Here is a 22,849-nt window from a genome sequence, read left to right on the forward strand (position 1 = left end):
ATGCCTTTTATTTCATTTTGTGACAGGAATTCGTGTAGAAATTGTTGTTGTAGTACCTTTTCCTTTAATTGATGATATCTCGAAGGTAGATTTAATGCGTTTACAGCGTGTTTGGATATTATTTAGGCCCCTTCCCCTTTCTACCGATGCGAGATCAAAGCCATCGCCATCATCGGTAGTTAAGATATTAATCGTGTTATGATTTGTTTCTATTACCATGATCAACACCTGGCTTGCATTAGCATGTTTTAACACATTATTAAGCATCTCTTTAAAAATAAGAGTCAGGTTACGGTTAAACTCCATCGATAAATGCAGTTTCTGATATTCGCTTAATACCCCTTCCATTTTAAATTCTACACCAGTATTTTGGAAAAGATCTATCCCGAAATTTTTAATATGCACCAATATTTCGAACAGGTTATCGCTGTGCGGATCTAAAGCCCAAAGAATATCCTTTGTTCCGGTATAAAGCAAACCTGCATTTTCCCTAATCATTTTTATCAGCTCTTTCTGCTCCTTTTGTGCGCCATCTACTTTTTTGTCCAAAATCTCCGACAAAACATTAATCCGCGTAAGCTTATTGCCAATATCATCGTGAAAATCTTCGGCAGTTTGCTTTCTTATTTTTTCCTGTTCTTTTAACTTCAGCTTTTCGAGTTGAAACTTTTTGCGCTCACGGGTTTTAAAAATCAGGTAAAAAATTAACCAGATTAAAAATATCATTACCAAAAATGCAATCACCTTAAACCAAATGGTATCGTAAAATGGCGGCACAATGGTGAAACTGAATTGCTCTATATTCGACTTTTGCCCGTTTGCAATGGCATATACCTGAAAAGTATAACTTCCTGGCCTGATGGCCGAATATTCAATTTCGGTATTGGGTACCGGCTTGCTAAAATCGTTATCGGCACCAACTAGCTTATACCGGTAAAGCACACTTTCGGGGCTGGTAAGGTAAACACCTTTAAAACTAATTGAAATGTGGTTCTGACTATAGTTGAGCTTGTAAAATTTATCCCCCTGGCCGTTCAGGTCAACAGAAAGATCTTTCGAACGATCGTTTTTATGATAAATGCCTACCTGCTGAATATGGATAAAGGGATTCTTTTTCTCTTCAGCAGATGCAAGCACTTTGCACCGCACAAGGCCAGTAATGGTACCAACTAATATGCTGTTTTTGTAATGTAGAATGGCATTTTGGTTACATTCTACAATAAGCGGATGATCTCTAAAAACCGTATAACCATTTTCGGCTTTGTTAAAAGTGAGCTTGTTAATCCCCCGTCCGGTTCCCACCCAAAGTTTATTCCGGTTATCAACGGCCAGGCTGTAAATGTCGTTCGAGTTTAAGCCGTTGGCCACCACATAACGCTTAATCGCTTTTGTTTTAACATTCCAGGTTATAATACCATCGCCAAGTGTAGCAAAAATTAAATTATCGCCATGCTTAATTATACTTAGGACATATACATTATCAAGCTGCTTAATTTTAAAGGAAGGATCTACCTTTTTATTTCTGATTAGTGTAAGCCCTTTAGATGTACCCAGCAATATGCTATCCTTGCTTAGCGGATAAATGCACGAAGAATATCCATCAAAACCAGTTATTTTCTGCGTTTTGCCATCTTTTAAATAGGTTGATGTCATGGGGCCGTTAATCCATATTCCACCTTCCAGATCTTCAACAATAGAGCTATTGTCAAAACGATCGGGTTTTAATATTTGGAGGAACTGCTTTCCGTTATATTTCCAAACACCGTTATTGTATACAGAAATCCATACGTTTTTGGCTTTATCAGCATAAACGAAGTATATCTTTTTGCCCATAAAATCAGGCAAATTGATCTGCTCTACCCGGTTTCCGTCATACTTAAAAATGCCCCGGTTATAAGTTCCAATCCATAAACGGTCGTTTTTATCCGCTGCAATGCCACTTATTGGGTAAGCAACATTCTCCCCCTTAAATTTATTGTAGCGAATAAAAGCATCACCTTCATATTTATAAATCCCATCACTGAAGCACGATATCCAGATGTTATTTTCTGCATCGTTGAAAATTTTATCAACCTGGTTATCGCTTAAGCCGTTTTCGCCGTTAAATTTAATAATAATACCATCCTTACCAATCAGGTAAGCTCCTCTCTCACTACCAACCCACATATTGCCCTTGTTATCTTGCTCCAAAGAATAGTAAGTATCTATATCTGGATTTTGAAAAAAGAGTCTGGCCGTACCGTTTTCGAGTACGTAAACACCCTTTTGATAGGTTAGCAAATAGATTTTGTTATCAATCTTTTTATCAAAAAGGATTTCTCTGATGGCAAAGGTCTTCATCTCGTATGGCAATGCCTGGTTAATAGCCCATTTGTCGCCATTGAGTTTATAAATGCCATCTCCTGAGACTAAAGCATATAAATCGCCATGCCGATCTGCTTTTATGGTGCTTACCTTTCGGTTTTTGAACGGATAAAAGACAAGCCTTCCTTTCTCGATCTTAAAAAGCTGGTGCTCGGTTAATCCCCAAATTACTCCTTTTTTATCTTTAAGTAAATGGGTAACTACCTGCCCTGAGTATAAAGTGCTTATTTTACCTTTTTTTAAGATATTGATACCTCTCTCGGTACCAAAAAGCATCTGTCCCTGATTATCCTCAACGATGCTGTTTACTGAATTAGAGCCCAGCCCTTCTGCCTTGCTGTAAGAGGTAAATTCTTTGCCATCAAAATTACTTACGCCACCAAAAGTTCCAAGCCAAAGCGTTCTATCTTTTGCCTGATAAATTACCATCACCTGCGATTGCGGCAGACCATCTTTTAGACTGTAATTTGTAAAGTTATAGCTTTGGGCAGATAGCTTTAAGCTAAAAAGCAAAATGAAAGAAATTATGAAATTTACCTTGATTATAGACAGTTTACTGTACATGTAATACAAAATAAGCATAATTTCTTTCAAAAGCGATCCCCCTTTTTGGGGGATATTTTATACGTTACCCATGTAAGGATCTGTTTGGGTAATTTCTCCGGTTTCTATTTTTCCGGCATAACGATGTTTAAACACCGGATTACCTGCCTGTGTAACGCTGTAATCGTACCAATTTGCACTTTTTGCCTGATTTAAAACTACATTACTGCTAGTTTTGGGCTTAATTGTTAAAGTTTTAGGTGCCGATTTGTATTTATTATCGGTAATTTGAACGGTGATTGCAGTAGTGCTTTTGTTTTCTATAGAAATTACCAGGTTACCGCTCAGCTTTTTAGTTACCAGGCCATTTTGTTCGGGATATACCTTTATTGCAATGGCGGGATTCTTCTTGCTACCAGCAAAGCTCCTGTAAAAACCATTGGGACCACTTATAGCCAAATCGTAAATTTCGTTATCGAAATCAGCGATATCAATGCTGTCTTTTAAAACATTGCCAGCTTTTACTGCGTAGGCCCAGGTTTTACCTGCAACCCCTTTAAATTTGGCAATGGTATTCATGTTAAAGGGGGCACCAACAGTTTCGGTAGCATTGCCGAACAAAGTTTTTGCCGATTGAAAAGTTAATTCTAAGGTGTTATTATTTAGCGCTGCATCAACCATTAAATGGTAAGGCAATGCGCAAGCGGGCTTAGCCCCACTTTCCTGACGTGGTGCATGGCTCGATGTTTCACGTGAAAAGGACTCAAATTTATTGATTTTAGCTACTTCAGTTTTATTCAATGCTGTTGGTCCAACCTGTGCAGGCTTATTTCTGGCATTACCGATGCTGGTTACTACAGCCTCCCTTTTTAAAGGATCAGGCGAATGGATTGCTTCGCCGTTATATTGTCTGAATACCGAAGTTAAATCGCCACAGATGTTTCTGCGCCAATCGCTAATGTTCTCGCTTTTTATAGCCTTACCTGTTTTTTTGGCCAGCCATTTTTCCATAAACATTATCGACGAGGTATGATCGAAAACCTGCGAATTTACAAAGCCGCCTTTGCTCCACGGCGAAGCTACCACCAATGGAACGCGGTACCCCAAACCAATGGGACTTCCCTTTCTGGCTTCAAAATCAGTTGCATAGTTTATGCCTTCTGATACTTTTCCGGTTGAAGGATCGTTAGGAGTTGGTACAACAAATGGCGGCTGGTGATCAAAATAACCATCATTTTCATCATAAGTTAAAATGAAGATTGTTTTTTTCCAAACCTCTGGGTTTTTGGTTAAAATATCCAAAGCCTCACTTACGTACCAGGTACCATACAATGGCGAACTGGTATGGTCGGAAAAGCGCTGTGGCGCCACCAACCATGAAACAGCAGGCAGTTTACCCGTATCAACATCTTTTCTGAACTCGTGGAAAATATCTCCTTTCGGAATGTTAATGGTTTCAGATTGACCCTGATCGTTTTTAAAAGTAAAAGGCTCAAGTTCCAGATAATCTTTCTGAGAAATATTGGTAGTAAAAGCTTTATCTACCAGGTTCTTTTCCTTTTGAGAAAGTTTATCATATTTCTCCTGAACTTCTTTAGCAGTTAGAGGCGGTTTAACGGTATTATCACCATTTTTTCTAAAATAAGCCGATAATTTTACGTTATGCCTGCTGATATATTCAACCGGGTTATCACCATAATTTCCCAACCAATCATCTATCTCACCCTCGGGTAGCTTAGAAGTCCAGAGTTCATTCTGGTAAATACGCCAGTCGATACCATTATCTTCCAGGGTTTCCTGAAAAGTTGGCCAATCTACAAACACATTGTTTTGCGATTCAGCCTGATCATTATTAACTACAGCAACCCGGTTTGCACTTTTTTCGCCACGAACTGTACCGGTAAAAAAGAACAGCCGGTTAGGTGTGGTTCCGGTTAACGACGAACAGAAATGCTGATCACAAATGGTAAAAGCATCGGCCATGGCATAATAGAAAGGAATATCGTTCCGATCGTAATAGGCCAAAGTCATCGGCGTTTTAACCGGCAGCCACTTATCATAACGTCCGCCGTTGCGCGCTGCTACCTGATCATTCCACGAGTGTGGCAAACCACCTTGCCAGGTAATTTTTGTTTTGTTAATGTCGACATGAAAAGGCGCATAGGTGTAACCTTGCCCGTCTTTCTGCAGCCAAACTTTGTTGCCATCGGGCTGAATGTGCGGGTGTGGATCGTTAAATCCTCGTACACCTTTCATTTTACCAAACATGTGATCAAACGATCTGTTCTCCTGCATCAGGAAAACAATGTGTTCGGCATCGTAAAATGTAGTGCCAGGCTCGGGATTAATGGCCATGGCTTTTAATACCGAACTGGGCAGGATGTTGGCCGTGCCAGTGGCTCCGGCAAATAAGGCCGCTTTTTTTAAAAATTCTCTACGTGAGTCCATAAATTATACAATATAGCTTAGATATCGCAAGTTATCGTTTTCAGTTGGCAATTTTCAGATAGCAGTTTGTAATTTTCAGTTTACCAATTTTCTTTCCGAAGGGCTTAAACCAGAGTCCAAAGCCAGGTAAGATGCTCATCTCAACGCAGTTTTCAGTTGGCAGTATTCGGTTAACCAGTTTAAACAATTAACCAGTTAACCCAGGCAATAGAACAATTTTCAGCTGGCAGTTACCAATGAACCAAACCATCCTCCATCATACCTACAACATCTTACATTATTTCTGATAAATCCTTACATAATCAACCTTCATGGTTGCGGGAAAAATAGCATCGTCTACTCCTTTTTTTCCGCCCCAGCCACCGCCAACGGCTACATTCAAAATAATATGGAAATTCTGGTCGAAGGGCCAATCGCCCGCGCCTTTTTTAGTATTGTTAAAGGTGAGGTATTTTTCATCGTCGATAAAAAAGTCTATTCTATCGGTAAACCACTCGATTGCATAAACATGGTAGGCTGTGTATGGGTTGGCTACTTTTAAAGCTTTACCAACCTGTGTTTTAATGATGTGGTTAAACTTCTCAGTATGCACGGTACCATGCACACTGTCGGGATCATAACCTACATGTTCCATAATATCGATTTCGCCGCTTTTTGGCCAGCCGCCATATTTCGCGTTGGTAGGTAGCGCCCAAATTGCAGGCCATAAACCCCGTCCCTTCGGCAACATGGCCCTTACTTCTACCCTGCCATATTTAAAATCGAATTTGTTTTTGGTTACCAGCCTGGCCGATGTGTAATGATTGTTTTCCTTATCGGCCTTTACTGCTGTGATATTCAGATTGCCTTTTTTAACTACTGCATTCGTACTATCTGCATCGGTATAATATTGCAATTCATTATTTCCCCATCCTTTACCGCCAACATCGTAACTCCAGTTCTTGCTTAAGGCCAGGCCTGCATCATTAAATTCATCACTCCATTTTAATTTCCAGCCACTAACTAAGGGTGTTTTTTTTATTTCTTCGAAGAGTAATTCGGGTTCGTTAGTAGTTATGTATTCAACCTGGTGTGCCAGCAGCCATTGCATCTCCGGTACCGTATTAACAGTCCAGGCATTTACAGTAAGTCCGAGTTTTTGTGCATTTTCTATCCAGTTGTCTTTCTGGTACACGCTGTAGTGATAATCTACCCCTGTTAACCTGTCGGCTTTCATTTGTTCGGCACTAATATCTCCTTTCAGGTAGGCTACTTTTGCCTTTGGTAACAGCGCCAAAATGCGTTTGCAGTAATCGTAATCAAAACTGATGTATTCTGTCCATTCAATCACTTTCAGCCTTTGCACCATCTCCACACATTTATTCGTTACTTCAATTCCTCGTTCTTTGCTTATTAACGATGGCTTTATCTCCAGAATAAGCTTGGTTGTTTTTTGTTTTTTACCGGCAAGCAAATAAGCTTCTAAAGTGGGGATCTTCTCTCCATTGCTCATGGTTTTGGTCAGCAAATCTGCATAATTTACTTTCTCGATATTTAAACCTTGAAATTCGGGATCGTGATTTACAACTAAAACATTATCGGCCGTCATCCATACATCGAATTCAGAGCCATAACAACCCAATTTTACCGCCTCATTTAACGACGCAATCGAATTCTGCGGAAAATTATTCTTTTTCCATGCACCTCTGTGTGCAATTATCTGGTTTTTGTTCCAGTTAAACTTTTGGGCAAAAGTGCTTGTAAAAATGAAAACCATAATGGCCGAAATAAATACACGTTTCATATCCTGATTCTTGGTAAAAACTCAAAAGTAGATTTTTACACCGACAACAAATTAAAGTTAATGTAACCATTATATTATAAATAAAGCAAAAGCCTAGCCATTCAGATCAGTATTTTTAATCGTAAATAATTTTTTTTCTACCGCGCCTGATCATGGAATTCACCAATACTAGCTAATTTTTCAAATAACAGATAACCAATTTGTAATAAACACGTTATCCTGTTTACAGATTTCTTTCAATTGATTGTAACTATTTTTACATTTACAGTGATATGGTGAGCAATAACTACAACGACTTATTAAGGAAGATAGACGAGTTTATCCGTAAATTTTATTTGAATAAGATTTTACGCGGTAGTATCTATGTTGCGGCTATACTTTTAGGGCTCTATCTGCTCGTGTTTTTAAGCCTGTATTATTTAAATCCCGGTGCAGGTTTTAAAACCTTCCTTTTCTTTGCCTACCTGCTTACCAGTTTGCTGCTGATTGGTTTTTTAATTCTAAAACCAATGCTATCGATGCTAAAACTGGGCAAGCACTTATCTCTTGATCAAGCATCGGTAATTATTGGCGATCATTTTGCTGATATTAAAGATAAACTGCTCAATACTTTACAACTCCACCAACTTTCAGAAAAATCGCCCGAAAATAACCAGCTAATCCTGGCCAGTATCGATCAAAAAATATTAGAACTCAAACCCGTTCCGTTTTACACCGCAATAAGTATAAACGACAACCGTAAATATTTAAAATACCTGTTTGTTCCACTTTCAATTATCCTTTTAATCGGTATTATTGCTCCGGCCATTTTACGCGAAGGAACGAACAGTTTCTTTAAATACGATGAATACATTGCACCCAAAGCACCTTTTGCATTTACCGTTTTAAATAAGAACCTAACGGTTACACAAGGTGATGATGTTACGCTAAATATTAAACTAACCGGCGACCAGTTACCAGCCGAAGTGTATGTAGAAGATGGAAAAAATACCTACAAGGCCGAAAAAGACGGTACCACGAGGTTCAATTACCATATTAAAAATATTCAGACCGATAAAAAACTGGTTTTTAAAGGTGGCGGTTTTAGTTCTTCAACATTTAGGGTTACAGTCAAGCCCCGTCCTGAGTTGTTAAATGCAACTGCCACCCTTACCTTCCCATCCTATCTAGGCAAAAAAGCTGAAACAATTTCAAATGTTGGCGATATCCTTTTGCCAGAAGGCACGAAAGTAAGCTGGAATTTCAGGACAGAAAAAAGCAGTGTGCTCCTGTTTATGCTAAACGGAACCGAAAATACACTTAAAATTGATGATGATATTGCTGCCTTTAGTGCCACCATTAAAAATAATTCGAAATACAGCATTACACCTAAAAACGAATTTGTAACCCTTCGCGATTCACTTTCGCACCAGATTACCGTAATTAAAGATCAGGCTCCGGGCATTAATGTACAAGAGCAACCCGATTCGGTAAGTAACAAAGCGCTGTATTTCAATGGCCAGGTAAGTGATGATTATGGCTTTAGCCGCCTCAGTTTTAAATACAGTGTTAAAGAAAACAACCGGATTGTAAGCTCGGTAACCAAAAATATCCCAATCAAGAGCAATGCCACAGAAAATAGTTTTTTTTATTTCTGGGATATAAAAACAGTTGCTGCCAAACCCGGACAGGAAATTGAATACTATTTCGAAGTAGCTGACAACGACGGTGTTAATGGTGCCAAAACCACCCGTTCGGAAATAAAAACCTTTAAACAGCCCACTAAAAAAGAAACTGCTGAGCAGGTTAGTGCTAACAGTCAGGCCCTTAAACAAAAGATGCAGTCAGCTATCCGTTTAGCCAATACTATCGAAAAGGAAAGTAAGAAAGTGGCTGAAAGTCTCATTGATAAAAAACAGATTTCGTTCGAAGATAAAAAACAAATTGAAGCCCTCCTGGATAAACAAAAACAGCTTGATGAGGCCGTAAAAGAGATTAAAGAACAAAACGAGAAAAACATTCAGCAGCAGGAAGACCAAAAGCAAACCGAAGAGCTGATGGAAAAGCAAAAACAGATTAAAGACCTGTTTGATAATGTTTTAGACGAAAAAACTAAAGAACTTTTACAAAAGCTTCAGAATCTGATGAATGAGAAAAATAAAGATCAGACTCAAAATGAGCTTTCTAAAATGCAGCTGGATAATAAAACACTTAAAAATGAGCTGGATAGAATTTTAGAACTCTATAAACAGCTTGAATTTGAGCAGCAGCTTCAAAATGATATTAACCGTTTAAACGAACTGGCTAAAGAGCAAAAAGAACTGGCACAGCAAACCCAAAATAAAAAACAGGATAACGAGACCTTAAAGCAGAAACAGGATGCTTTGAACAAGGAAATGAAAGACCTTAAAGACGATCTGAAAAAGCTGGAAGAAAAAAACCAATCTCTCGAAAGACCTAACCCATTCGAAAACCCCGAAAAAGAAGTACAAGATATTCAAAAGGAGCAGCAAGACAGTAAGGATGCCTTAGATAAGAAAGATTCGAAAAATGCCAGCCAGAAACAGCAGAAAGCGGCAGATCAAATGGAAAAGCTCTCGAAAAAAATGAGCGATATGCAACAACAGGGCGAAGAGATGGAAAATAACCTGAATGCGAAAGAGTTGCGCAGGCTACTAGAAAACCTCTTAACCACTTCCTTCGATCAGGAAAAAGTAATGCTGGCCCTTAAAAAAATGACTGCTGCTGATCCGGCTTATACCAGCAATGTACAAAAGCAACGCAGTATTAAAGATAACCTTAAAACCATTGCCGATAGTCTTTACAGCTTAAGCAAGCGTGTTCCGCAAATCGAATCGACGGTTAATGATGAAATGAATAAAATTAACTTTAACATCGATAAGAGTTTAGAAAGCCTGGGTGATAGAAGAACAGCCGAGGCTAATCGTTTTCAGCAGTTTACCATGACTTCTATCAATAACCTTACCCTGATGTTAAGCGAAGCCCTTAACCAGCTGCAAAACATGCAGAAAAACAGCAAAGGTGGTAGTGGTAAAAAACAGAAACAGGGTATGAAACAGCTTTCGCAAATGCAGGATCAGCTGAATAAAAGCATGCAGAAAGCCCGAGATCAGATGCAGAAACAAGGCGGTAATCAAGGTACTGTTGGCAAGAGTCCAATGAGCCAGGAGTTTGGTAAAATGGCACAGCAGCAGCAAATGATCCGCCAGGCATTGGAAAAAATTAACCGCGAAGAGAATAAGGATGGTACAGGTAAAATGGGTAACCTCAACGAAGCCATTATGGAAATGAAACAAACGGAGAGCGATCTGGTTAATAAACGTTTGCAACAGGAAACCTTAAACAGGCAAAAAGAGCTGCTTACTAAGCTATTGGAAGCAGAAAAGGCCGAACGCGACCAGGAAGAAGATTCTAAACGCGAAAGTAAAGCGGCTAAAGAATTTCCACCTTCTTACCAGAAAATGCTTAAAGATTACCAGAAACAACAGCAGAATGGAACCGATATGCTGCAAAAACTACCTCCTACTTTAAATTATTATTATAAAAACAAAATAGCCGAGTATTTAAAATCGTTGAATTTGGTGCGGTAAACACCTAATCTATTTCAGAGTATCTTAATTAATAATTAAAATTTGTTGCTTGTATTTATAATTAATCCATCACCGGGCTTAAGAAAACAACCTGTTACCTACTTCAAAGGCTAATAGAATATTATTAAATTTGCCCCCATAAAACACTACAACATGGCTGCCATATCGTTTTTTACAGAATCAGTAACTTATAACCTCCCGCAAAAACTTAAAATCAAGAAATGGCTTAAAGCTAGCATCGAAAAAGAAGGCTTTAAATTGGGTGAGCTTAATTTTATTTTCTGTAGTGATGAATACTTGCTAGGCATTAACCAGCAATACCTAAGCCACGATACCTACACTGACATTATCACTTTCGATAATTCTGACGAAGAAAAATTGATTATAAGTGATATTTTCATCAGCATTGAACGCGTTAAAGAGAATGCCATTACTTTCAAAACTTCGGCATTTGATGAGGTTTGCCGCATTATGATGCACGGAACACTGCATTTATTGGGCTATAAAGATAAAGGAAAGGCTGCCAAGGCCCTTATGACCCAAAAAGAGGATGAGTATTTAGGTTACAGAGCTGAGGCAGGCCTTATTTAAACTTGTCATTCTGAGGTATAATATATTTTATAAAAATCAATATGATTGACGTTTAATTGATTTTTTATTGTTCTATTGCTTATCCTCGGCTCGCCGCCGCCGAAGGGCTCTTTCTTTTTGCTGCCAAAAAGAAACAAAAACCACCGGCTGAAAATTTTTCTTTCGAAGCCAGTAGGATTGCTGGGTAGTGGAGCCCGAAAAATTTGTTAGGCCGGATTTGAGTAGAACAGAGATATGATGCTATGGCCTTGTTACGTGGAAATGCATAATTAAATAAATCGCTTATTACTTATTAATAACTTCAATGGTATTGCAACGAAGAATCTCTTATACATATTACTCCTTCCCATTTTAGGTAATAACTATTTTCATTTATCCAGTTTTTCTTCCTAAGCAAGGATAATACTCCCTGCTATCATCAGCGTTCGTCTAAAAGTTACGACCGTTCGTCGATAATTAATCTTTACTCGTATAATACATCCTATCTCTCTGCAACTTTTTGTCTGTTCAGCAGTCTTATCTATAGAAATGGCAATAACTGGCTTAAACCCGATGAATGCCATCAGAAAATGATTATAACTGATATTCCGGGTTAATTTCCTATATATCAAACAAGATAAAGTTTAGTTTTAGTTAATGATTGAAGCAGCGGTGGAGCGATTCCTACCGCTGTTTTCTTTTTATAAGCATAAAAAGACTATCCTACCAACACATAAATCCATCAATCTTCTGCCATTTTTAACTGATACAGAACAGCTTTGAAACATGAATATGCCGTTGCAAGTAATTTATACTTACCTTTGCACTAATTTTCTTTTATAAATCCGAAATACAAAAAAATTGAGCACACTAATTGCGGCAGAAGGCTTAGGACATGGTTATCATGACGAGTGGTTATTTAAAAATTTAACCCTGGGTATTAACTCCGGACAGCGCGTAGCGTTGGTTGGTATTAATGGCGCAGGTAAGAGCACATTATTGAAATTACTTGCCGAAAGGTTTCCTCCGCTTGAAGGTAAAATTGTAAAAAATAAAGCTGTAAAAATTGGCTTCTTAGACCAGGAACCTCAGTTTACTGAAGGTTTTTCTATTAGTGATCATATATTTTCACTGGAAAATAAGCAACAACAACTCATTAAAGAGTATGAGGAATTAATTGAAAACCCTAATCCAGACGAAAAAACACTTAACCGTTTATACGAAGAGTTGAGTGAGCATAATGCCTGGGAATATGAACATGAGATAAAGACTATTCTAAACAGAATGGGCATTACCCATCTTCAGCAAAAGATAGCTACCCTTTCGGGCGGACAAAAGAAACGTTTGGCTTTAGCTAAACTATTAATTGAAGACCCTGAAATTTTAGTACTCGATGAGCCAACCAACCATTTGGATATCGATACCATTGAGTGGTTAGAAAAACTTTTAACTACCGGACAGAAAACCATTCTTTTGGTTACGCACGACAGGTACTTTTTAGACAATGTTTGTAATACCATTGTAGAACTCGACCGCGGAAAGATTTTTAATTATAGCGGAAACTATGCTTACTTTTTAGAAAAGAAAGCCGAAAGAGAAGCGTTAGATGCAACGGTTTTACATAAGAACCAACAGCTATTAAAGAAAGAATTGGAGTGGATGAGACGCATGCCACAGGCTCGTGCAACAAAATCACAGGCCAGGATCGATGCTTTTTATGATTTAGAAGAAAAAACAAAGAAAAAGTCTGACAATCAAAGTGTTACCCTAAAAATGAAGATGTCGCGCCAGGGCGGCAAGATAATCGAACTGGAGCATGTTAAACAAAGCTTTGATGGTCGTCCTATTATCAATGATTTTAGCTATACCTTTAAAAAAGGCGATCGCATAGGTTTAGCAGGTAAAAATGGAACAGGTAAATCGACACTTTTAAATATAATCACCAGCAACTTAAAACCAGAAGGCGGTAAGGTTGATACCGGAGAAACAACAGTATTCGGATATTACAAGCAAGGAGGTTTAACTTTCGATCCGAAAGAACGTGTAATTGATATTGTAAAATCAGATGCCGAATATATTAAAATGGCCGATGGTTCAGTAATCACTGCTTCTGCCCTGCTTACCCTTTTTCTCTTCCCACCAAAGAAACAACATGGCATGGTAGAGAAGTTAAGTGGTGGTGAAAAGAAACGTTTGAACCTGATGAAGGTATTAATGCAAAACCCGAACTTCCTGATTCTGGATGAGCCAACAAACGACTTAGACATCGACACCTTAAATGTACTGGAAGAATTTTTAGAAAATTTTCCAGGCATATTAATGCTGGTTTCGCACGACAGGTACCTGCTCGACAAAATGAGCGATCAGCTTTTTATTATGGAAGGCGAAGGAGTAGTTAAAATTTATAACGGCAATTATTCAGAGTATCGCCTAAGTTTAGAACAACCTAAAACAAAAGCAGAAACTAAAAAAGCTCCTGCCCCGGTTGCAGAACAAATACCTGTTAAAGCTATAAAAAAACTAAGTTTCAAAGAGCAGAAAGAATTAGCAGAAAGTGAAAAAGGAATGGAAGAAACGGAAAGTAAGATAGCTGAACTAAGCCAAATCTTAAACAGCATTGATACTACCGACTATACCAAAATACAGGAAGTATCAGCAGAGATTGAAAACCTACAAACTAAGCTCGATGATTACACCATGCGCTGGCTTGAGCTTTCAGAATAAAATAGAAGTAATTCAAAGTAGTTTTCCACGTTATGTTTCACGTGGAACATTAGCATAAAGGAGAACAAGATAAATTACCTCCAACCCTTTTTAAGATAAAAAACAGAATTGTTCCACGTGGAACAATTAATAAAATACAAATAAAATGTTTTCAAAATACGATTTGATTGTTGTTGGTGCAGGCCATGCAGGCTGCGAAGCTGCCGCTGCTGCTGCCAACTTAGGATCATCTGTTTTATTAATTACAATGAACATGGGCACCATTGCCCAAATGAGTTGTAACCCTGCAATGGGTGGTGTTGCCAAAGGACAGATTGTTCGTGAGGTGGATGCTATGGGTGGTTATTCAGGTATTATATCTGATAAATCAACCATTCAATTTAGAATGCTCAATAAATCTAAAGGCCCTGCTATGTGGAGCCCAAGAGCCCAGATAGATAGAATGCGCTTTGCTGAGGAGTGGCGTTTAGCTTTGGAAAGAACAAAAAATCTCGACATCTGGCAAGATAGTGTTGTTGGCTTACTTGTAAAAGATAATACCGTATATGGCGTTAAAACATCATTAGGTATCGAAATAGAAAGTACTGCTGTAGTATTAACCAATGGTACATTCTTAAACGGAACCATCCATATTGGCGAAAAGAAATTTGGAGGAGGCAGAACAGCTGAGAAATCTTCAACCGGAATTACCGAACAATTGGTAGAATTAGGTATGGAAGCAGGCCGCATGAAAACCGGTACCCCACCCCGTGTTGATGGTAGAAGCTTAGACTATACTAAAATGGAAGAGCAGTGGGGAGATGAAAATCCAGGCAAGTTTTCTTACACAGATACTGAAGTTTCAAGCGATCAACGCTGCTGCTGGATTACCTACACCAATAGCGATGTACACGAAACTCTAAAAGAAGGTTTCGAAAAATCGCCCATGTTTACAGGTAGGATTAAAGGTTTAGGTCCGAGGTATTGTCCATCAATAGAAGATAAAATTAACCGATTTGCAGAGCGAGACAGACACCAGATCTTTGTTGAACCTGAAGGATGGAACACCTGCGAAATTTATGTAAATGGATTTTCAACCTCACTTCCTGAAGACGTACAATTTAAAGCATTGAGATTAATTCCAGGTTTTGAGCTAGCCAAAATGTTCAGACCTGGTTATGCCATCGAATACGACTTCTTCCCACCTACTCAATTATCTTTAACCTTAGAAACTAAATTGATCAGCAATTTATTTTTAGCGGGACAAATAAACGGAACTACCGGATATGAAGAAGCAGCTTGTCAAGGCTTCATGGCTGGTATAAATGCACATCAAAAAATCACTGACAAACACGAACTGATTATGAAAAGATCAGAAAGTTATATTGGTGTTTTAATCGACGACCTAGTTACAAAAGGAACTGAAGAACCTTACCGTATGTTCACCTCAAGGGCAGAACACCGTTTGTTATTGAGACAAGATAATGCCGATATCCGACTATCTCCTATCGGTCATGAGCTTGGTTTAATTTCAGATGAGCGTTTAGCTAAGGTAAATGAAAAAGTAGCAAATGCCGAAGCGTTGGTAAAATTCACCAGAAGCCAGGGCATTGAAATGGCCGACGCAAATCCTATGCTCGAAAGTTTAGGCTCGAGTTCACTCAACCAAAATGTAAAAATTCACAGCTTGGTTGGAAGACCGCATGTTGGTTTACAAGATATCATTCAGGTAAGCAAGCCATTGGCTGAAGCTACAAAAACACTGGACAATGAAACCATCGAACAAGCTGAAATTAAAATTAAATACGAAAGCTATTTTGAAAAGGAAAATGAAATTGTAGCCAAAATGCTAAAAATGGAAGACAAAGAAATTAAGCCAGATTTCGACTACAATAAAATTGTTTCTATTTCAAAAGAAGCGCGCGAAAAATTATTTAAAATAAAACCAAGAACTTTAGGTCAGGCTTCGAGGATTTCAGGGGTTTCTCCATCAGATATCTCTGTTTTAATGGTTTATATTAATAAATAACTGATAATCAGCAACTTGACTAAAATAAAATCGACTTTAAATAAAGCCATATAAACGATAAAAAACTTTTTTTAATGTCACAGCTCCAAAAAATATAAAAATCCGTCAGAACGATTAAAATATGCCAAATTTAAAAGAACAGTATTTTAACATTAAAAATTTAGCGGTTATATCCACCTTGCTCCTGCTTTTTGGTTGTGCAAGTATACAAACACCTCAGGGTGGACCGAAAGATACTACACCGCCAAAAGTTTTAAGTATGACTCCAAAAAATCAGACGAGAAATTTTAATGCAAAAAAAATCGTCATCGAGTTCGACGAATATTTTAACCTAAAAGATGAGTTCAAAGAATTTTCAATTTCTCCCGATCAGGAAAAAGCACCGGAATTGAAAAAGCGCGGAAAAAGGTTAGAAATTAATCTTCAGGATTCTTTAGAGAAAAATACAACCTATACTTTAAATTTTGGAAAATCGGTAGCCGATGTAAACGAAGGAAACGTGGTTAAAAATTTATCATACGTTTTTTCTACGGGCCCTGAAATCGATTCGCTTTCAGTAAGCGGTAAAGTGATCAATTCACTTAGCGACGAACCTGAAAAAGATGTAACGGTTTTTATTCTCCCTATTGAACGCGACACGCTTTTTGGAAAGAAACGTCCATCTATTTACACCACTACTGATAGTGCGGGAACCTATAAATTAAATAATCTTCGTAAAGGTACCTATAAGGTTTACGCACTTAAAGAAAACAGTGGTGGCGGAGATAAAATATACCAGCAAATTTCGGATGAAATTGGTTTTGCAAAGGAGCCAATAGTAATTGATAAAAACCTGGAAAATATAGATTTACAGATTTTTAAAGAATTAGCCCCCGAATTTCGCGTTTTAGAGCGAAAACTGAATAATGATGGTAGTTTACTTATTACCTTTAATCAGCAGCTTAAAAGCCCTAAAATTACCATTACAGAGCCAGCTGCACTCGACGCAGGTAAGAAAGTTTTCTTTAACAAAACAAACGATACAACTAAAATATGGCTCAATGATATGAGCTTTGATTCGGTAAAAGTGGCTATTAACGATCAGGGAAAGCTACTGCAAACCTTAAATTTTACCCGTGGCAAGAAAGATACCTACACACGCGATGTGACCATTAGCGACAACCTGTTAGGTGGCAAACTTAATCCCTACCAACAACTTACCCTCACCTTTCCATTTCCGGTAACAGGAGCCGATCCAACTAAAATAATCTTGCTCGAAGACTCAGTAAAACGGAATAATTTTGAAGTAATAAAAGACAGTGTAGACTTTCTTAAATACTATATAAAGTACCCCTGGAAGGTTAAAAAGACTTACGATTTAAAATTAGGTGCAAGTGCTTTTACAGCCATTTTTAATGCCAAAAATAAAGAGATAAACAAGCGCTTTAATCTTGAAAGCGGAGATGCTTACACCACATTGTTACTGAATGTTACCGTACCCGATACAAGTAAACGTTATGTTGTACAGTTTCTAAACGAGAAAAAAGATATTATCAAATCATTCCCAATAGCCAAAAATCAGAAAATTACCTTTTCCAAATACCCAGCTGGCAAATACATGATAAGGGTAATTTACGATGACAATAAGAATGGAATCTGGGATACCGGAAACGTAAAAGAAGGTTTTCAGCCCGAAAAAGTATGGTATTTAAAGGCATTAATGGATTTAAAACCCAACTGGGAACGCGAAGATCCTTTGGTGATACCTGCACCACCCAAAGGGCCTTAAAAGTATATTCTCATCCCAGAAGAACCCGTCATTTCGACCGTAGCGGAGAAATCTATTAGTTTAGTTAATAGATTTCTCTACTGCGCTTCCCTTAATATGACGTGTATTATGTGGTAAACCAGCCCGAATACATGATATAATTATCTGGTAACTTATTTAATAAAGCCCTTTGCTCTTCGGTAATGGGCTTTATTTTTTTTGCAGGTGTACCAGCGTATAAATGTCCACTCTCGCATATTGTATTCTCCAGCACAACAGCACCGGCAGCAATGATACAATACTCCTCAATTACAGCATGATCCATTACAATTGCCCCCATGCCGATTAAAACATGATCATGTACAGTACAACCGTGTACAATAGCATTATGACCTACCGAAACACGGTTTCCAATATGTGTAGATGCTTTTAAATAAGTAGCATGAATTACAGCACCATCCTGGATATTGGTTTCGTTACCAATTGTAATCGCATTTACATCGCCCCTAATCACGGCATTAAACCAAACTGAACATTTATCACCCATTGCAACATCGCCTACTATAGTGGCGTTTTCTGCAATAAAATTATCTGCTCCAATTTGTGGGTGTTTATCTTTTACTGGTAATATTAAAGGCATAATATAATGTAAGTTGGATTATGGAAAATGTAAGTTTATAAAAGTCCCGTATAGACCATTTAAAAAATAGTGTCTGTTAATTCTTTCGCATGATCAGGGTAATCTGTGGTAAAATGTAAGCCCCTGCTTTCCTTACGTTGCATGGCCGATTTTATGACCAGGTAAGCCGTTTGAATTACATTACGCAATTCGCAAAGCTTAACCGAAACCTTATTCTTTTTGTAAAATTCTTCCGTTTCCTGGTAAATTAAAAATAAGCGGCGATGTGCCCTCTCCAAACGGAAATCAGAACGCACAATACCCACATAATCGCCCATCACTTTTTGCAATTCCCTTAAATTGTGCGTAACCAAAACATCTTCATTACTTTGCGTGACACCTTTCGAATCCCATTCCGGTATATTCTCTGGTATAACATTATCTTTAAAATTTTCTATTGCATCCTGATAAATGCGGTGTGCAAACACAGTAGCTTCAAGTAAAGAATTGGAAGCCAGACGGTTAGCTCCATGCAAGCCGGTTGAAGAACATTCGCCACAGGCATACAAATTTTTGATAGACGAACGCCCATATTCATCGACCAATATACCACCACACATATAATGAGAAGCTGGCGTAACCGGGATATAATCTTTAGTCATATCTATACCTATAGATAAACACTTGGCATAGATATTAGGAAAATGCTTCAAAATATCAGCCTTCTTGCGCATTGTAATATCCAGGTACACAAAGTCATCGCCCGATTTCTTCATTTCATTATCAACCGCCCTGGCTACAATATCACGCGGTGCAAGCGATTTACGCTCGTCGTACTCGTGCATAAACTCTTCACCATTCTTACGTCTTAAAACACCACCAAAGCCTCGTACAGCTTCTGAAATTAAGAAAGAAGGATACTCACCCGGATGGTATAAAGCAGTTGGATGGAACTGAATAAATTCCATATTCCTCACTTTTCCTTTTGCACGGTACACCATCGCCATTCCATCGCCTGTGGCAATAACCGGATTTGTAGTGGCCGAATACACATGGCCTGCACCACCCGAAGCCATTACAGTCACATTTGCCACAATCTTTTCCACATCGTTAAGCTCTGTGTTAAAGGCATATATCCCATAACAGTTAATATCTTCAGTACGTTTATCCACAAACTCACCCAGGTGATGCTGGGTAATTAACTCCAGTGCGAAGTAATGTGTTAATATCTCTATGTTCGGATTGGCATGAATTTCCTTCAATAAAACACGTTCAATCTCATAACCTGTAATGTCTTTATAGTGCAAAACACGGTGCTCTGAGTGCCCTCCCTCCTTCGCCAAATCGTAAAAACCTGAGTTATCTTTATCGAAGTTTATACCGTAATCTATAATTTCCTGAATTCGCTGAGGCCCCTCTTTTACAACGATTTCCACAATTTTTTGATCGCATAATCCATCACCCGCAATCAGCGTATCATCAATATGTTTTTCAAAAGAATCATCTTTATCCACAACAACAGCTACACCGCCTTGCGCATATTTTGTGTTCGATTCGTCTTCATTTGATTTAGTGACGATTAAAACCTTACCAAATTTTGCAGCTTTAAGTGCAAAACTCAAACCCGCTATACCAGAGCCAATTACCAGAAAATCTACTTTTCTCATTAATAAAAACATTTACTTTATCCACGGTGTTAATAACTATTGAATAAGTGTTAACTCTATGTCTAAATAATCCTAACAAATAAATTTGAATGTTTAAAGCTACTCTAAAAACACAATTTGCCACAATCTTTTGAGCAATTTTTAACCAGCTTTATACAAGTAATTAACTTTTTCCCCACTTATAAACAATTAACATTCCAGTATTGATAAAAATTGAAGCGATTTTCGATTAGCCTGAAAATCAAACCTATGATATTAGATAAATGTAATCTAAATGTTAGTAAACGATTAATAACTTATCTTAAAGAAAGAATTTTCTGAACTTGCCAACATTATTAACACACTAATAAACAAACAAGAATTATTTATTTAAAAATACTTATTAATTATTGAGACGTGGAAAGCTTTATCTTTGACCAACGTCAAAATTCAAAAAAGGAAAATTTAATAATGAACATAGATGTCTTAGAAGAAATCAATAAAAAAGGTTTCGCAGAAGAAGAAATTGATCCTACGCTCGATCTTTTCGCCGAGATTGAGAAATTAAAAAAGGAGAAGAATGCAATTATTCTTGCACATTACTATCAAGAGCCTGATATTCAGGATATTGCTGATTATATTGGTGATAGTTTAGGTTTATCGCAAGAAGCTGCAAAAACAGATGCTGATGTAATTGTATTTGCTGGTGTGCATTTTATGGCCGAAACAGCAAAGATTTTATCGCCTGATAAAAAGGTTCTTTTACCCGATGTAAAGGCAGGTTGCTCGTTAGCAGATAGTTGCCCACCTCACTTATTTAAGAAATTTAAGGAAAAATATCCAGATCACCTGGTAATCACTTATGTAAACTGTACTGCCGAATTAAAAGCTTTAAGTGATATCGTATGTACCAGTACCAATGCGGTGCAAATTGTGCAGAGTTTGCCTAAAGACCAGAAAATAATTTTTGGCCCCGACAGGAATTTAGGTGCTTATGTAGCTAAAAAGACAGGAAGGGATCTGGTATTGTGGAACGGTGCCTGTATGGTACACGAAATTTTCTCGCAGGAAAAAATTACAAAACTTAAAGAACGCCATCCGAATGCTAAATTTATTGCACACCCGGAATGTGAGGAAGTGATTTTAAAAATGGCTGATTATGTTGGTTCTACTACTGGTTTGTTAAAATATACAATTAGCAACCCGGCTACGGAATTTATTGTAGCTACAGAAAGTGGCATTATTCACCAGATGGAAAAGGCAAATCCGTCAAAAACCTTTATTCCGGCCCCGCCAAATAACAGTTGTGCCTGTAACGATTGCCCTTATATGAAAAGAAATACGCTGGAAAAACTATATTTATGTATTAAGAATGGTTATCCGGAAGTTACTGTACCTGAGCATATTATTGATCAGGCCCGTAAACCGATCCAAAGAATGCTGGATATTTCAGCAGAACTGGGTTTATAATACATCACATACCTATCAGGTTTTTAAAACCTGACAGGTTTATTTAAGCTATATGGAAAAGAACAACATCCTTAAAAATTATGCGGGTTTATTGTGGCTTTTGGCTGGTATTACAGTTGGGAGCATAGTCGGTTTAATTTTTGGGAAAAGTGTTGAAAGTATAAAACCACTTGGCGATATATTTTTAAACCTGTTGTTTACGGCTGTAATTCCATTGGTATTTTTTGCGGTTTCATCGGCCATTGCCAATATAGACCGCTCGAAAAAATTGGGAAAGCTCTTAACGATTATGGTTTTGGTTTTTCTGGCAACGGTTTTAATTTCGGCAGTTTTAACGTTGGTGGCCAGCTGGATCTTCCCTATTCATCAACAACTGGCGGCCAGTAATTTACCTGAGGAAACCACTAAAATTCAGTCAGTTGGCGAGCAAATGACTCAGCTTTTTACGGTTAGCGAATTTTATGAAATTGGTAGTCGTAAAAATATGCTGGCGCTGATTATTTTTTCCGTTTTGGTTGGTTTTTCAACGCTATATGCTGAAGAATCGGGCACGGAATTTAAAAAGTTTTTGGTATCGGGAAATGAGGTAATGAAAAAACTGATTATCCTGATCATGAAACTGGGGCCTATTGGTTTGGGTGCTTATTTTGCCTATCAGGTAGGTGTTTTCGGACCGCAACTTTTTGGTACTTATGCAAAAGCACTTGGTTTATATTATGGGGTTGGCGCATTTTATTTTATTGTGTTTTTTACCCTTTATGCTTTTATTGCAGGTGGATTTAAAGCCATAAAAATATTTTGGAAAAACAATATTGTGCCCTCTTTAACTGCGATTGGTACCTGCAGCAGCATTGCTACTATACCTGCTAATTTAGATGGGACTACCAAAATGGGCGTTCCGGCATATATAACCAACGTAACCATTCCGCTGGGATCTACACTGCACAAAGATGGATCTAGTATCAGTTCAATCATTAAAATTGTAGTTGTTTTTGCCATTTTTGGAAAAGATCTGGCCCATGTAGATACCATTATTCTGGCTTTAGGCATTACAGTTTTGGTTAGTATTGTTGAAGGTGGCATACCAAATGGTGGTTATATTGGCGAGTTATTGATGATTTCGGCTTACCAGCTCCCACCAGAAGCTTTGCCTCCGGCCATGATTATTGGCACGTTAGTCGATCCGATGGCAACATTGCTGAATGCAACCGGCGATAATGTGGCAGCCATGTTAATTGCCAGGTTTACAGAAGGAAAGAACTGGATGGATAATAAAAAATTGTCATCGTGATGAAGGATATGCAGGTGATGAGTGTTGTAAGTTATAAAAAGAGATG

At 37.9% G+C, this 22,849-nt stretch carries 12 protein-coding genes; 7 read left to right on the forward strand and 5 right to left on the reverse strand.

The annotated features are described in order from the left end of the window. Positions 1-12: 12 nt before the first annotated feature. From DBR40_RS06490 to DBR40_RS06500, 3 genes are all read right to left on the reverse strand, one after another. On the reverse strand, positions 13-2,928 hold the full coding sequence (locus DBR40_RS06490; protein ID WP_158673995.1) for a two-component regulator propeller domain-containing protein: 2,916 nt from the start codon (positions 2,926-2,928) through the stop codon (positions 13-15). A gap of 57 nt (positions 2,929-2,985) precedes the next feature. Next, positions 2,986-5,355, reverse strand: coding sequence for a phosphocholine-specific phospholipase C (locus tag DBR40_RS06495; RefSeq protein ID WP_124558936.1), 2,370 nt, complete (start codon positions 5,353-5,355; stop codon positions 2,986-2,988). Positions 5,356-5,632: 277 nt separating this feature from the next. Continuing rightward, positions 5,633-7,138, reverse strand: coding sequence for a family 16 glycosylhydrolase (locus DBR40_RS06500; RefSeq protein ID WP_124558937.1), 1,506 nt, complete (start codon positions 7,136-7,138; stop codon positions 5,633-5,635). 272 nt (positions 7,139-7,410) lie between these two features. Here DBR40_RS06500 and DBR40_RS06505 point away from each other — a divergent pair, with 272 nt between their 5' ends. The 5 genes from DBR40_RS06505 (at position 7,411) to DBR40_RS06525 (ending at position 17,798) form a co-directional block, all read left to right on the forward strand. Then, the gene (locus DBR40_RS06505) at positions 7,411-10,728 is read left to right on the forward strand and encodes a DUF4175 family protein (RefSeq protein ID WP_124558938.1); all 3,318 of its coding nucleotides are present in this window, start codon (positions 7,411-7,413) and stop codon (positions 10,726-10,728) included. 153 nt (positions 10,729-10,881) lie between these two features. Then, positions 10,882-11,319 carry an rRNA maturation RNase YbeY gene (gene ybeY, locus DBR40_RS06510; RefSeq protein WP_124558939.1) on the forward strand — a complete coding sequence of 146 codons (438 nt, stop codon included), beginning with the start codon at positions 10,882-10,884 and terminating at the stop codon, positions 11,317-11,319. Positions 11,320-12,159: 840 nt separating this feature from the next. Then, positions 12,160-14,022 carry an ABC-F family ATP-binding cassette domain-containing protein gene (locus DBR40_RS06515; RefSeq protein WP_124558940.1) on the forward strand — a complete coding sequence of 621 codons (1,863 nt, stop codon included), beginning with the start codon at positions 12,160-12,162 and terminating at the stop codon, positions 14,020-14,022. A 145-nt stretch (positions 14,023-14,167) separates the two neighbouring features. Next, complete coding sequence (mnmG, locus tag DBR40_RS06520; protein ID WP_124558941.1) at positions 14,168-16,030, forward strand: tRNA uridine-5-carboxymethylaminomethyl(34) synthesis enzyme MnmG; 1,863 nt, start codon at positions 14,168-14,170, stop codon at positions 16,028-16,030. Positions 16,031-16,151: 121 nt separating this feature from the next. Further along, entirely contained in the window at positions 16,152-17,798 is a 1,647-nt protein-coding gene (locus DBR40_RS06525; RefSeq protein WP_124558942.1) for an Ig-like domain-containing protein, read from the forward strand. Positions 17,799-17,904: 106 nt separating this feature from the next. Here the strand turns inward: DBR40_RS06525 and DBR40_RS06530 are convergent, their stop codons facing one another. Further along, positions 17,905-18,417, reverse strand: coding sequence for a gamma carbonic anhydrase family protein (locus DBR40_RS06530; protein ID WP_124558943.1), 513 nt, complete (start codon positions 18,415-18,417; stop codon positions 17,905-17,907). 59 nt (positions 18,418-18,476) lie between these two features. Beyond that, a complete protein-coding gene (nadB, locus tag DBR40_RS06535; protein WP_124558944.1) occupies positions 18,477-20,063 on the reverse strand; it encodes an L-aspartate oxidase in 1,587 nt (528 codons plus the stop codon). A gap of 450 nt (positions 20,064-20,513) precedes the next feature. Here nadB and nadA point away from each other — a divergent pair, with 450 nt between their 5' ends. Together nadA and DBR40_RS06545 are read left to right on the forward strand one after the other, a co-directional pair. Next, a complete protein-coding gene (nadA, locus tag DBR40_RS06540) occupies positions 20,514-21,512 on the forward strand; it encodes a quinolinate synthase NadA (protein ID WP_124558945.1) in 999 nt (332 codons plus the stop codon). 52 nt (positions 21,513-21,564) lie between these two features. Next, entirely contained in the window at positions 21,565-22,803 is a 1,239-nt protein-coding gene (locus tag DBR40_RS06545) for a dicarboxylate/amino acid:cation symporter (RefSeq protein ID WP_124558946.1), read from the forward strand. The last annotated feature ends 46 nt before the right edge of the window (positions 22,804-22,849 follow it).

The sequence above is a fragment of the Pedobacter sp. KBW01 genome (genome assembly GCF_003852395.1).
Taxonomy (GTDB): Bacteria; Bacteroidota; Bacteroidia; order Sphingobacteriales; family Sphingobacteriaceae; genus Pedobacter.